Source organism: Streptacidiphilus melanogenes, from assembly GCF_000787835.1.
GTDB classification, from domain to species: domain Bacteria; phylum Actinomycetota; class Actinomycetes; order Streptomycetales; family Streptomycetaceae; genus Streptacidiphilus; species Streptacidiphilus melanogenes.
Map to the genome: position 1 here is coordinate 109,873 of NZ_BBPP01000018.1, position 12,864 is coordinate 122,736.

Below are 12,864 nucleotides of genomic sequence, written 5' to 3' on the forward strand. Positions count from 1 at the left end.
AAGTATTGCATGCGTCAAGACTTGCTGCGAGGTAGTGTTGGTAACAGCAAGCCATGGAGTGAAAGGCGGCGATCATGCTCGGTCGTACATCCCGTGGTTCCTCGACCCGGCCCGCGCCGGAGGACCGGATCAGTCCGGCCCTGCGCCGCGCGCAGGAGATGCTGCTGGCCGCGGTGGCGGAGGGCGGCACGGCACGGCTCGCGCACATCTGTCTGGACGCCTGGGACGGCGGCGACGCCGTTGCGGCCGGGATGACCCTCGGCGCCCTCCTTCGGGCGCTGCCGGGGATGGGCCCGATCACCGCCCACGAGATCCTGGTCCACCTCCGGGCCGACGAGACCACCAGTGTCGGCCAGCTCGACCACGCCCAGCGCGCGGCTCTCCCGGCCGCCCTGGCCCGAGCCCGGCGACCACGCACCTCTCCCGCCGAGTGAGCTCTCCCCCGCGTGAGCTCTTTCGCCGACGACCTCCGGGCCCGGGCCTAGAAGCGCGACGGGAGGTCGTGGGGATCGGTGTCGGGGAGCCAGACGGTCGGGTCGCCGGGCTGGTAGACGTAGCGCGGCGCGCCGTCGCCCCCCACCGTGCGGAACGGGCTGCCGTGGTCGTCGACGAAGAGCGAGCCCTGGGCGCTCCCCACGCTCCACAGCAGCTCCAGGGTCCAGCTGACGTCGTGGTCCGTCGTGGACGCGTCGATGTCGAGGACCTGCGGCTGGGTGCGGGACACCTGGAGCGGGAAGACGGGCGCCGGGACCGTGGCATCGCCCTGGCTGCCCGGTATCGGCTTCACGGTCGGGGCCGCGGCGTCCAGGTCGAACGCGAAGGAACCGGGGGTGATCCCGCCGCCGCAGCCCGAGCCCAGGTTGAATGCGGACCCGTGCGGAGCGGCGCCTGCGTTGTGGGCGTGGACGTAGAGGGCGTGCAGCACGACCGGCTCGTCGCCGGTCGTCTGCAGGGTGAGCTCAAGACGCCGGTGCCCCGCAGGCACCGCGCCGAGGCGCGCCGCCCAGGCGGCCGTGCCGCCCTGATCCGGCGGCGCGGGCATCGAGCCGGGCTTCCGGTCGGACAGGTACCAGCGACCGCACGGGTCTTCCCAGTTGTCGTCCAGCACGCTGACCTGCAGCGGGCTCGCGGCGGGCGTGCCCGGGCGCGCGCCCTGGCCCTGCGGCGCGGCCGAGTGCCGTCCGGTGGCCGGGTCGGCGGCGGTGCGGGAGCCCGACAGGAGCGTGGGCACGGCGACGGCGGCGGTCGTGGTGACGACCGCGACCGCCGCGGCGATCACGAACCAGGGCCGGCGCCACCACGAGGTGCGCCCGCCCGCCGACCGGGCCGTACGCTCGGCGGCCGCGTCTTCTGCCGTTGCCTCCTCCGCCGTGTCGTCGGCGGTCGTGGCGATGTCGGGCACGGTCGGCCCGGAGGCGGCGGCCGGGACGAGAACGTCACGGGCGGTCAGGTCCGGCGCCGGTTCGGGCTGCGGACGCGCCGGTGCGGGGGACGGCACGCGCTGGTCCCGGGCGGCGTCGGCGATCAGCCAGCGACGGTGCAGGTCGACCAGCTCGGCCGGGGTCGCGCCGCAGAGCCGGGCGAGGCGCTCGGCGGGCGCGAAGGCGGGCGGCACGGTCGTGCCGTGGCAGTACCGGTGCAGCGTCGAGTTGCTGACCCGCAGCCGGGTTGCCAGCTGGCCGTAGCTCTTGCCCGAACGCTCCTTCAGCATGCGCAGCAGCGCCGCGAACTCCTCCACCTCACCCGTCATCAGGTGTCCCCCCGTTCCGCGAGCGCGTTCCACGGTGCCCGCGTCTCCCCAGGTGGGACGACCTGGAACGTTCCGCCGTTCCACCAAGCGTGGCAAACGCGGCTCCGGTGACGAAATCGGCGGCAAGGTGGTGCCACCGCAGCCCCGAGGCGACCGGGTCCGAGCCGACCGTGTTCGAGCCGACCGAGCCCGGGCCGCGGACACCGATCTTCTGCCCTTTCTGGAGAGCCACCCATGCACCTGTCCCGCCTGACCCGCCGGCCGCTTCGCGGCGTCGTCCGCGGCGCTGCCGCGACCGCCGCCCTCGTGGCGTCCCTCGGCGCCACGGTCGCCCTGGCCGCCCCGTCCGACGCCGCCGCCACCGCCGCCCGCACGGCCAAGCCCGCGGCCGCCGCGGCGATCACGAGCTGCACCGGCAGTGACGTGAAGGTCACCGCCAAGACCGAGCCGGGGCAGCGCCTGCTGCTGACGGCCACCAACGCCGGCAAGCGCAACTGCTTCGCCTACGGCTACCCGTACCTTCGCTTCGGCGACGCCCAGGCCGCGCCGGGCTACATCGCCGCCAGCGTCCCGCAGGCGGTGGTCACCCTCGCCCCGCACCAGTCGGCCTACGCGCTGGTCCACACCTCGAGCAGCGGAGCGCACCACAACCACGGCGTGCACACCCTGGAGGTGTTCTTCGCCAACGCCGCCGACCGCGGTTCGGTCGGCGCGGGCGCGCACGTGGCCCTGCCCAAGGCGGGCGTCCGGGTGGACGACTCCGTCCGCACGACCTACTGGCAGTCCACCGCACGCCTCGCGCTGCGCTGGTAGCACCCGCCGTCCGGCAACGCCCGTCGGGGCCGCGCGGCTCGGTGACGGCCGACGTGAAGAGGCCCCGCAGGTGCTCGGTTCCCGCGGAGGGGGCGCGTGCGGGGCCTTACCGTGTCCCAGGGCGTTGCCGATCACCTGGCACGGCGGGTCACAATGGCCGACATGCATCTCGTTCCCGCCGAGCGCGCCCACCGCAGGGTCATCGACGACCACACCGTCTGCGCCGCCATCGCGGGCATCGGCGACGCCGACCGCCTCGCCGAGTGGGCCGACCGCTTCGCGCTGCTCGGCGAGCCCCACCGGCTGTCCGTGCTGCTCGCAGTCCACCACGCCGGGCCGATCGCGGTCACCGACCTGGCCACCGCGACCGGGCTCGACGACACCACGGTCTCCCGGATTCTGCGCCTGCTGCGCGCGTCCCGCACGGTCGCCGCCGACAAGGACGGCCGGATCGTCCGCTACCGCCTCGCCGACGACCGCGTCGCGGCCCTGCTCGACCAGCTGGGCCGGCCCGCCGCGGCACACTGAGCGTCGCCGGGCCGCCCATCCGCCGGGCCGCCGCGCGGCCGACGGGTACGGTGGCGCCATGACCACGGCGCCGACGCGAGGACCAGGCCACCGCACCGTCGTCGACGACCAGGGCACCGCGCTGGTTCTCGGCGACGTCAACCGGGTGGTGTCCCTCGTGCCGTCGCTCACCGAGGCAATCGCGGTGACCGCGCCCGGCCTGCTGGTCGGGGCGACGGACTGGTGCACCCACCCTGCCGGGCTGGACGTGGTCCGGATCCGGGGGACCAAGAACCCCGACACGGCCCGGATCGCCGCGCTGCGGCCGGATCTGGTGGTCGCCAACGAGGAGGAGAACCGGGCCGTCGACCTGGACGCGCTGCGGCAGGCGGGCCTCGCCGTCTGGGTCACCGAGGTGCGGACCCTCGACCAGGCCTTCCGCTCCCTGGAGCGGCTGCTCACCGTCGCCTGCGCCCTGCACCGGCCGCCGTGGCTGGACCGGGCCCGGCAGGCGTGGGCCGCGGTGCCCGCCGTGGACGAGGCCGCGGACGAGCTCGGTGGGCGACGGCGGGCGGTCGTGCCGATCTGGCGGCGCCCCTGGATGGTCCTCGGCCGCGAGACCTTCGCCGGGGACCTGTTGCGCCGTCTCGGTGTGGACCAGCTCTACGCGGAGCACGCCGAGCGCTACCCGGCCGTGCCGCTGGACGAGTTGCGCGGCTGCGGCGCCGACCTCGTGGTGCTGCCGGACGAGCCCTACGCGTTCACCTCGGAGGACGGCCCGGAGGCCTTCCCCGGGATACCCGCAGCCTTGGTGAGTGGTCGTCACCTCACCTGGTACGGGCCGTCATTGGGTGAAGCCCCGGCGGTGCTGGCGGATCAACTGCGGGTCCCGCGCTAGGGATCTGCCGCTTCGAAGGCGAGCACGGCGTCCGCCGCCCGTTCAACACATCTTCACGAACCGCCCCCTGACATGTACTCGCGAGTCACTTACGGTGAGTGTGCTACGCGCGTTGCACACCCTTGTTCCGCTCCCGTGCCACACCCCCTCTCTGCATCAGGAGCCAGAATTGAGAGCCGTACGCCGTCGTGCCCTCCAGTCGTTCGCGGCCTGCGCCGCGGTCGCCACGGCAGCGATCCTGCCGGGCGCCGCGACCGCTCACGCCGCGAGTAACTACTCGCTGGTGGTACTGCCCGACCAGGGCGAGAGCGCGATCTACAACTTCGTCAACTCGGCCACGAAGTCGATCGACATCACGATCTACGAGCTGCGCGACACCACGCTCGAGAACGACCTGGTCGCCAAGGAGAAGGCCGGCGTCACCGTCCGGGTGATCCTCGACGGCAAGCAGACCTCGGTCAACAACGGCGCGTACACCACCCTCACGAGTGGTGGTGTCGGCGTGACCTGGTCCTCGACGGCGTTCGTCTACACGCACCAGAAGACGATCACCGTCGACGGGACCAAGTCCTACATCTCCACCGGCAACTTCGACACCACCTACTACTCGACCTCGCGCGACTACGGCGTCTTCGACAGCACCGCGTCGGACGTCGGCGCGATCGAGGCGGTCTTCAACGCCGACTACGCGAAGACCTCGATCACGCCGTCCGACGGCGCCGACCTCGTGTGGTCGCCCACCGACTCGCAGACCCAGATCCTCGGCCTGATCAACGGGGCCCAGCACAGCCTGGACGTCGAGGAGGAGGAGTTCGGCGACACCACGCTGGTCAACGCGATCGTCGCCGACGAGCAGCGTGGCGTGAAGGTGCGCGTCGTCGCCGAGAACGAGAGCAACAGCTACACCACCGAGCTGAACCAGATCACCGCGGCCGGCGGCCAGGTCACCACCTACACCAGCTCGACCGGCTACTACATCCACGCCAAGGCCATCATCGCCGACTACGGCACGTCCACCGCCAAGGCGTTCGCCGGCTCGGAGAACTTCTCCTCCAACTCGCTGAACAGCAACCGCGAGCTGGGCCTGATCGTCAGCGACTCCGGCGTGGTGAGCGGCCTTGAGCAGGCTTTCGACAGCGACATGGGCGGCTCGTCGTCCACCGGCAGTGTCACCGTGACCAGCCCGGGCAACCAGACGGGCACCGTCGGCACCGCTGCGAGCCTGCAGATCAGCGCGAGCGACACCGCGACCGGCACGCTGAGCTACTCGGCCACCGGCCTTCCGGCCGGCCTGTCGATCAACTCCTCGACCGGCCTGATCTCCGGCACGCCCACCGCGGCCGGGACCTCCAACGTGACCGTGACCGCCACCGACTCCACCGGCCCGACCGGTTCGGCGTCCTTCACCTGGACGGTCGGCGCAGGCAGCGGCGGCTGCACCTCGCAGCAGCTGCTCGGCAACCCCGGCTTCGAGACCGGTTCCGCCACGCCGTGGACCGCGAGCTCCGGCGTGATCAGCAACAGCTCCTCCGAGCCGGCGCACTCCGGCAGCTACGACGCCTGGCTCGACGGCTACGGCACCACGACCACCGACACCCTCGCCCAGTCGGTCTCCGTCCCGGCGGGCTGCGCGAACGCGAACTTCTCGTTCTGGCTGCACGTCGACACCGCGGAGACCAGCAAGACCACCGCCTACGACACGCTCAAGGTCCAGGTCCTGAACAGCTCCGGCACGGTCCTCGGCACGCTCGCGACCTACTCGAACCTCAACGCGGCGAGCGGCTACCAGCAGCACACCTTCAGCCTGGCGAGCTACATCGGCCAGACGGTCACGCTCAAGTTCACCGGCGCGGAGGACTCCGAGTACCAGACCTCCTTCGTGGTCGACGACACGGCGCTCAACGTCTCCTGAGCCCGCCTGACGAGCCGCTGAGCACCGCCCGCGGGAGAGCCCCGGCCGATCTTCCCGGCCGGGGCCCTTCCCTGCCCGCGGGAGGTGCGCCGGGGCGGAAACGGAGTTTCACTGGGGGTGAGCGGCTCAGCAGGCCCCAGGAGGTACCGATGACCAGCACAGCTGAGATCACCGTCGAGGTCGTCGAGCACGACCCGCACGACGGAGACGCGGTTCTCGCCGTCCTCGCGGAGGCGTTCCAGGCCACGGCCGAGATGTCCCCGACCCCGATGCCCATGACCACGACGCCGACGAGCCCGTCCATGAGCCCGTCGACCGGTTCGGGCACCATGTGCCGGGCCCGCTCCTTCCTGACCATGCCCGAGGCCGCCGCCGTGCTGCGCAGCGTGCCCGCGCACCTGAACCAGCCGGTCGACGTCGACATCCTCGGACCGGCGGACGCCGTGGAGCAGGCGCGGACGCTGTTGGCGGGCGTCTTCACCGTCGAGGATCTCGGCTGGGTGTCCGGGGAGCACGAGTTCGAGACCCGGCTGCGGCTGACCTGACCCGCTTCGCGCCACCTGCCGACTCGTTCTGACGATACGTCACCGAGGTGCGGCCGCCGGGGCCGTGCTGCCTGCGGATAGATTGCAGGCGACGGATCCTCGGACTACCTCGGGAGCGCGCGTGAGTGAAGTCGGCAGGGAGACCGGCCTGTCCAGGCAGCCGGTCACGATCTCCGACGAGCGGGTGGGCGTCAACGGCGCCATCGCGGCCGCGCTGACCCAGGGGGTGGGCTCGATGCCCGCCCTCTACCTCACGCTGATCTTCTGTTCCGGCTGGATGATCCTGGCGACCTGGGGGCCGCTGCACCGGGTGGACCCCTACCCGTTCGGCTTCCTGCTGTTCGTCAACAACGTCCTGCAGCTCGTGCTGTGCGCGGTGATCCTGGTCGGCCAGCGGGTGCTGGGCATGGCGGCCGACCGCCGTGCCGTGCAGACCTACGAGCACGCGGAGACGATCTTCGCGCAGGTCGCCGACCTGCAGGCCCATCTCGACCGGCACGACCGGGCGCTGGGCCGCGGCGCCAGCCTGCTGGAGTCGAGCCCGCACCCGTGGATCCGCCGGCACCGCGTGCAGCCCCCGCCGCAGGCGATCGACCAGGTCGTCGGCGTCAACGGGCGGATCGCGGCCTGGCTCACCCAGCGACTGGGCAGCATGGCGGCGTTCTACGTCGCCGCCGGCACCCAGGTGGTGTGGATCGGCCTGGCCGAGTTCGGCCTGCAGCACTTCGATCCCTACCCGTTCGCGTTCATGAGCTTCCTGTCCACCTTCGCCCAGCTGGTCTTCATGATCGTGATCATGGTCGGGCAGAAGGTGCTGAGCCTGGCTGGGGACCGGCGTTCGGAGCAGACGTTCCTCGACGCGGAGGCCATCCTGCACGAGTGCCGCCGCATGAAGGCGCGGCTGGTCGCTCAGGACCGCGTCATCGACAGCCTGTCCGACTACACCTCCGCCCAGGTCGCCGAGCACCTCGCGCAGGCGCTGCACCAGAGCCGGATGCAGGCGCGGGCCGACGCGACGCTGGAACTGGTGGTCCGGCCGTCGCTGCGCCCCTGGCACGAACTGCCGGAGGAGTCCCGGGAGGCCGGCCGCCGCCACGCGCGCAGGGTCGGCGAGAGCCTGGCCGCGATCGGCTGCCTGATGTTCCCCACCCCGGAAACGGCCGCACCCCAGGCGTTGGACGAGGGGAACGGCGCCGGGCTGCTCGCCTTCGAGGAGCACGAGGCGCAGGTGCTGGCCCGGCTGGAACACGAGCACCGGCTGCGCGAACAGCAGGACGCCCGGCAGCTCGACGGCCTCCCGTCGTGGGACCGACTCTCCGACCGCGCCAGGGAACAGGCCGTCGACGCCGTCCGCTACCTGCCGACGGTACTGGCCGACGTCGGCTTCCAGGTGCTGCGCACCGGCGTCGGGCCGGACGGGGCAGGGGAGTTGGACTTCCTCCCGGCGGACTGGGCGGCGCTGCAGCAGGCCTTGACGGCCTCCGGTGTGCTGACCGCCCTCGCGGAGGGCGACGTCGACGCGGACGAGATCGTCGCCATGGTCCAGCTGCTGCGGGAGGCGAGCGTCAGTCACCCTCAGCGCCTCATCCGCGAGTTGGCTGCCGCCTGCACCTTCGACACCGGTCTGCGGGCGGACACCCGGTACGCCGACTACGAGAAGCCCGCGCTGCACGCCATCCACACGGCGACGAGCATCGTCGCCCGCGTCGCCCCCGCCGAGCTGGCGGGCTTCCGCGCGTTCCTCGACGAGATCGCTGCGGTGGTCGCCGAGTCCAACAACGAGGGCGGGTTCTTCGGTCTCGGCGCGCGTCCGCGCACGCCGCGTGAGGCGGCCGCGATGGAGGCGGTGGCACGCGCGACCCGGCTGGACGGCTGACGCCGTACCCATCCCATCTCACATGGGAAGACGAGAGCGGGTTTCAGCTGGCAGATGCGGGCTGCTCCTGGCTGTTGCCCTGGCAGGTGCAAGGGCCTGGTGTCGGTGGGGGCCCGCCGGGGCAACGTTCGGTCGGCGGCCGGGGCGGCCGCCGACTGGAGGTGACCACCGTTGCACTCTTCGCTGCCCACCCAGGCGATCGTCCCCGGCCGGATCACGATGACCGGGGACCTGGGACGTCCGAGACAGCTGACCGCCGCCGATCTGCGTGTGTGGACCGAGCACACCACCAGCGCGGACTTCGCCTGTGCGACCAACGGCACACAGCGGCACACCTTCGCCGGCCCGCTGCTGTACGACGTCCTGCGCGACGCCGAGCCCCGCTTCGGGCCGACCGCGCGGAAGGAGCGGGCCCGCTTCCTCGTCTGCGTCCGCGGCGCGGACGGCCACCGCGCGCTGCTCTCCTGGGCCGAGATCGACCCCGAGTTCTCCGCGTTCCCGGTCCTGCTCGCGGTGACGGTGGACGGCGTGGCGATGGACCTGGACGGCCCCCAGCTGGTGGTCCCGCAGGACCACTGCGGCACGCGCTGCATCCAGCACGTCGTCTCCGTCCACGTGGACGGCGGCTACGCCGCCGCCCACTGACGGACCTGCTCCTGCTCAGCCCCGCGCGGCGGCGACGGCCACGCCGAGGGCCTCCTTGATCCTCGGCCCGAGCCGCGAGAACCCGAGCTCCTTCATCGCCGCCCGCAGCAGCTCGTCGTCGGTGCGGTCGACGCCGTCCCCGTCGATCCACCGCACGACAGCTTCCAGCTGCTCGGCGGAGTACGCCGTCACCGGCTTCCCGGGCGTGAAGTCCGGCTTCCCGACAACGACCCGAGGCACGGCCTCAGCGACAACCTCCGCCTGGTCCGCGACCTCGACCTCGACCTCGGCGATCGGCTCCGCGTCGGGCAGGGCGGTCGTGTCGGCTTCCGCGTCGGTGGCGGGCTGGGCGTCGACGAGAGCCTGCGGCTCCGTCTCGGCGATCGGCTCCGCCTGGGCGGTGGCCTCGACGTTGACCCCGCCCTCGGCGATCGGCTCGGCGTCGGGCTGGGCGGTCGTGTCGGCTTCCGCGTCGGCGTCGGGCCGGGCGTCGACGAGAGCCTGCGGCTCCGTCTCGGCCAGGGTGACCACCTCGACGCTGGGCGCCGGCTCCGCGTCTGCCTCGGCGCTCACGACGGCCTCGGCGATCGGCTCCGCCTGGGCGGTGGCCTCGACCTCGACGGTGGCGTCGGCGACCGGCTCGGCATCGGGCTGGGCGTCGATGAGAGCCTGCGGCTCCGTCTCCGTCGGCGTGACCACCTCGACGCTGGGCGCGGGCTCCGTGCCTGCCGGGGCGTCTGCGACGGCCTCGGCATCGGCGTCCGCGACGGGCTCAGCCTCGGACACCGGCTCGGTGTCGGCGATCAGCTCTGCCTCGACCTCCGCCTCCGGCTCCACGGCGGTGTCCGCGACGGGCTCGGTCTCGAGCTCCGGCTCGATGTCGGTGGCCGACTCGGTCTCAACCCCGGTGTCCACCACCGGCTCCGTGATGGCCTCGGCGTCCAGCTCGACCGCGTCGGCGTCCGCGTCCGCCGCGAGCTCCGGCTCGACGTCGACGGTCGGTTCCGCCTCGGCCTCTGCCGAGACCTCCGCGTCCTCCTCCGGGGTGGCCGCCGGGGGAGCCGCGAGGGCGGCTTCCGCGTCCGGGTCCAGGGCGGTGCGCTGGGCGATGATGGCGGCGGTGGCCGTCACATCGGCCTGCTGGTCCGTGAGTTGGGACAGGAGCTCGCCCAGGCCCTGGGCCGTCAGCGAGTCGTGGAGCTCGCGGAGGCGGGGGAGGCGGTAGAGGGTGCCCTCGTCGCTGGCGAGCTGGTCGAGCAGGGAGACCAGCTCGGCAAAGGGGAGATCCGCCAGGACGGTCTCGGACTCGGCGCGCACCAGCGCCGTGAGCTGGTCCAGGCCGGTGAGGGCTGCCTCCGCCGCGGGGCCCGCGGCGTCGAGGAAGGTGGCGTCGCCCGGGAGCGCGGGGTGGGCGTCGGTGCCGGTCAGGGCCGCCCACTCGGTGCGGGTCGCCGCGGTCTCCGCGAGCGCGTCGTGGAGCTCACCGCGGCGGGCGCCGCGCGCCGCGGTGAGGGAGCGGGCGCGACGGGCGAGGCGGGTGCGCTGCCACCAGGACTGGCTGACCCCGCGCTCCGCGCGCCACCCGGAGGTGGCCGTGGCGGCGAGCAGCGCGTCGAGCGTGTCGGCCTCGGCCGCGTACGCCTCGGGGCGCAGGACCTCCAGCGTGCTGCGGACCCGCAGCAGCAGGGCGACGGCGGTGGCCGTCTCGCGGACCGTGGTGGGCGTGGCGAGGTCGGGCAGCGTGGCGAGACGTTCCGCGGCCTGCTGGAGGTCGGGGACGTTGTGGCCGCGCAGCTCGGCGAGGACGGTGGACGCGGCACGCGCCTCGTCCAGACGGGATACGGAGGCGAAGGCGGCGTACCAGGGGTGGGTCTCGGCCCGGAGGGTGAACCCGCCGGCCTCCGCGTAGCGGTTCAGGTCTTCCCGGGCTTCGGGCGACAAGAGCGGTGACGGGAGGGTGCTGGTGCTGTGGACGGAAGCGAGGGTCATAAGCGGAGGTCCCTGGCTGAGTCGGTGACGTGGGCGGTGGGCACCCACGATAGGGGTAACGGCCTGCGGAGCGTCGGCCGCGTCCCCGCCGACACGAACGCGGCCCCTCGTGCGGCCCTCACGGGGGCCGTCGATCACCGTCCGCACGGGTCTGCTGACGCATCGTCGGCGATCGGCCGGCGGATCGGTCGCCCGGATCCGTCAACCGGGAGCGCGACCGGGCGAGGGGGCGGACGATGGAGGCATGACGCAGAGCAGCCTCTACGCCGCGCTCGGCGGACGGGCGGCGGTGCTCCGCCTCGCGGACGCGTGGCACCGGCGCTGCCTGGCCGACCCTGTGGCGAGTCACCCGTTCTCCCGCCCGATCCACCCCCGGCACGTCGAGCGGCTGGCGGCGTACTGGACCGAGGCGCTGGGCGGGCCGCGCGACTACAGCGAACGCATCGCGGACCACAGCCACGTGCAGCGTCTGCACGCGGGCTGCGGCGAGCACGAGGATCTCGACGGCCGGGCGCTCGCGTGCTTCACCGCTGCGCTCGACGACGCGGACCTGCCGGACGCCCCCGGGCTCCGGCAGGCCCTCACCGACTGGTTCGCGGAGATGATCGCGGTGATGGACGCCTATCCGCGGGCGGCGGAGGACGTTCCGCCGGGTCTGCCGCTGCCGGTTCACGCCCCGTGGCCGTCGTAGGGTCCGGCGTCCCCCGAATGGTGCTGCCCCGAATGGTGCTGGCCCGATCGGTGCTGGCCCGCGTGCAGCCCCGAGTGGTCCATGGCGTCGGGCGAGCCGCCCATCATGCCGAGCATCGCGCGGCCGCCGGTGCGCAGGAAGCGGATCACCAGGGCGGCGGCGACCAGCAGGAAGGCGATGTTGAGGTACGTGGTGTAGTTCCAGCTCACGCCGTCCGTCGGGATCTTCGCCTCGGCCTGGTCCGGGACCAGCCCCAGTCCGCCGAAGATGAGCTCCACGGTGTAGCCGGCGACCACCATGGCCGCGTAGAAGGTCGCCGCGAGGTACAGCGCCATCCGTCGGCCGTAGTACTTCCGGTAGATGTTGAGGATCGGCAGGATCAGCAGGTCGGCGAAGATGAAGGCGACCACGCCGCCGAAGCTGATGCCGCCCTTCCACAGCACGACCGCCAGTGGCACGTTGCCGATCGAGCAGACGAAGGACGCCAGCGCCACGACCGGGCCGACCAGCGGACCCCAGATCTTGGACAGCAGCGGGTGCCCGGCGAAGAAGAAGTGCTGCCAGAAGGAGTCGGGCACCCAGGCCGCGATGGCCCCGGCGATCAGCAGGCCCAGTACCAGGTCGCGCAGGATCGCCGCCCACTCCATCACGAAGACGTGGGAGACGGAGGTCACGCCGCGGGGCGAGCGGAGCCGCCTCCAGAAGGAGCCCTCGCCGCTCACGGACATGTCCATCGCCGCGTGACCCTCCATCGAGCCGGCGAGCCCGCGGTCGGCCTGCGCGCGGGCGTCGCGCAGCAGGCGGCTGCGCAGGGTGAGCCGGAAGAGCAGGGCCAGCACCACGATCATGACCGGCCCGCCGGTGAACTCGGCGAGGGTGAACTGCCAGCCCATCAGCAGCGCGAGGATCACCCCGAGTTCGATCACCAGGTTGGTCGAGGCGATCTCGAAGGCCATCGCCGCGGTGAAGTTCGCTCCTTTGCGGAAGAGCGAGCGGGCCAGCGCCACGGCCGCGTAGGAGCAGGAGGAGGACGCCATGCCCAGCAGCGAGGAGACGGCCAGCGTCCGCGGTCGGTCGTCGCCCATCAGCCGGGCCACCGTCTCCTTGTGCACCACGGCCTGGACGATCGCCGACAGCAGGAAGCCGAGGATCAGGGCCCAGGTGATCGCCCAGGTCATCGAGCCAGCGATGGACAGGGCGTGGAGCACGGCGTGAACGACCGACATGGTGTGATCATC

At 72.7% G+C, this 12,864-nt stretch carries 12 protein-coding genes; 9 read left to right on the forward strand and 3 right to left on the reverse strand.

What is annotated here, in order from left to right; translation table 11 throughout:
• Positions 1-74 precede the first annotated feature (74 nt).
• Positions 75-434 (forward strand): hypothetical protein, encoded by a 360-nt coding sequence (locus tag TR49_RS20460; protein WP_042383547.1) that lies wholly within the window; start codon positions 75-77, stop codon positions 432-434.
• Between the two features lie 47 nt (positions 435-481).
• Here TR49_RS20460 and TR49_RS20465 read toward each other — a convergent pair whose 3' ends face one another.
• Entirely contained in the window at positions 482-1,750 is a 1,269-nt protein-coding gene (locus TR49_RS20465) for a helix-turn-helix domain-containing protein (protein ID WP_052434471.1), read from the reverse strand.
• Positions 1,751-1,984: 234 nt separating this feature from the next.
• Between TR49_RS20465 and TR49_RS20470 the strand changes: the two genes are divergently transcribed.
• From TR49_RS20470 to TR49_RS20505, 7 genes are all read left to right on the forward strand, one after another.
• The gene (locus TR49_RS20470) at positions 1,985-2,563 is read left to right on the forward strand and encodes a DUF4232 domain-containing protein (RefSeq protein WP_084725128.1); all 579 of its coding nucleotides are present in this window, start codon (positions 1,985-1,987) and stop codon (positions 2,561-2,563) included.
• Positions 2,564-2,725: 162 nt separating this feature from the next.
• Complete coding sequence (locus TR49_RS20475; protein ID WP_042383616.1) at positions 2,726-3,091, forward strand: ArsR/SmtB family transcription factor; 366 nt, start codon at positions 2,726-2,728, stop codon at positions 3,089-3,091.
• Between the two features lie 58 nt (positions 3,092-3,149).
• Positions 3,150-3,968 carry a helical backbone metal receptor gene (locus tag TR49_RS20480; RefSeq protein ID WP_152627371.1) on the forward strand — a complete coding sequence of 273 codons (819 nt, stop codon included), beginning with the start codon at positions 3,150-3,152 and terminating at the stop codon, positions 3,966-3,968.
• 169 nt (positions 3,969-4,137) lie between these two features.
• Positions 4,138-5,880, forward strand: a complete 1,743-nt coding sequence (locus TR49_RS41625) for a phospholipase D-like domain-containing protein (protein ID WP_052434472.1) — start codon at positions 4,138-4,140, stop codon at positions 5,878-5,880.
• Between the two features lie 149 nt (positions 5,881-6,029).
• On the forward strand, positions 6,030-6,425 hold the full coding sequence (locus TR49_RS20495) for a hypothetical protein (RefSeq protein WP_042383548.1): 396 nt from the start codon (positions 6,030-6,032) through the stop codon (positions 6,423-6,425).
• Between the two features lie 121 nt (positions 6,426-6,546).
• On the forward strand, positions 6,547-8,301 hold the full coding sequence (locus TR49_RS20500; protein WP_042383549.1) for a DUF1003 domain-containing protein: 1,755 nt from the start codon (positions 6,547-6,549) through the stop codon (positions 8,299-8,301).
• Positions 8,302-8,472: 171 nt separating this feature from the next.
• Entirely contained in the window at positions 8,473-8,946 is a 474-nt protein-coding gene (locus tag TR49_RS20505; protein WP_236653458.1) for a molybdopterin-dependent oxidoreductase, read from the forward strand.
• Positions 8,947-8,961: 15 nt separating this feature from the next.
• Here TR49_RS20505 and TR49_RS20510 read toward each other — a convergent pair whose 3' ends face one another.
• A complete protein-coding gene (locus TR49_RS20510) occupies positions 8,962-10,935 on the reverse strand; it encodes a hypothetical protein (protein ID WP_042383550.1) in 1,974 nt (657 codons plus the stop codon).
• A 244-nt stretch (positions 10,936-11,179) separates the two neighbouring features.
• Between TR49_RS20510 and TR49_RS20515 the strand changes: the two genes are divergently transcribed.
• On the forward strand, positions 11,180-11,626 hold the full coding sequence (locus tag TR49_RS20515) for a globin domain-containing protein (RefSeq protein ID WP_042383551.1): 447 nt from the start codon (positions 11,180-11,182) through the stop codon (positions 11,624-11,626).
• Here TR49_RS20515 and TR49_RS20520 read toward each other — a convergent pair.
• Complete coding sequence (locus TR49_RS20520; RefSeq protein ID WP_042383552.1) at positions 11,605-12,852, reverse strand: permease; 1,248 nt, start codon at positions 12,850-12,852, stop codon at positions 11,605-11,607. The genes TR49_RS20515 and TR49_RS20520 overlap by 22 nt on opposite strands.
• Between the last annotated feature and the right edge of the window lie 12 nt (positions 12,853-12,864).

Excerpts from the sequence above, each read along its gene's own strand:
- TR49_RS20460 (WP_042383547.1), top strand. The coding sequence starts at position 75 with ATGCTCGGTCGTACATCCCGTGGTTCCTCGACCCGGCCCGCGCCGGAG.
- TR49_RS20510 (WP_042383550.1), bottom strand. The coding sequence starts at position 10,935 with ATGACCCTCGCTTCCGTCCACAGCACCAGCACCCTCCCGTCACCGCTC.
- TR49_RS20495 (WP_042383548.1), top strand. The coding sequence starts at position 6,030 with ATGACCAGCACAGCTGAGATCACCGTCGAGGTCGTCGAGCACGACCCG.
- TR49_RS20465 (WP_052434471.1), bottom strand. The coding sequence starts at position 1,750 with ATGACGGGTGAGGTGGAGGAGTTCGCGGCGCTGCTGCGCATGCTGAAG.
- TR49_RS20520 (WP_042383552.1), bottom strand. The coding sequence starts at position 12,852 with ATGTCGGTCGTTCACGCCGTGCTCCACGCCCTGTCCATCGCTGGCTCG.
- TR49_RS20515 (WP_042383551.1), top strand. The coding sequence starts at position 11,180 with ATGACGCAGAGCAGCCTCTACGCCGCGCTCGGCGGACGGGCGGCGGTG.
- TR49_RS20480 (WP_152627371.1), top strand. The coding sequence starts at position 3,150 with ATGACCACGGCGCCGACGCGAGGACCAGGCCACCGCACCGTCGTCGAC.
- TR49_RS20470 (WP_084725128.1), top strand. The coding sequence starts at position 1,985 with ATGCACCTGTCCCGCCTGACCCGCCGGCCGCTTCGCGGCGTCGTCCGC.
- TR49_RS20475 (WP_042383616.1), top strand. The coding sequence starts at position 2,726 with ATGCATCTCGTTCCCGCCGAGCGCGCCCACCGCAGGGTCATCGACGAC.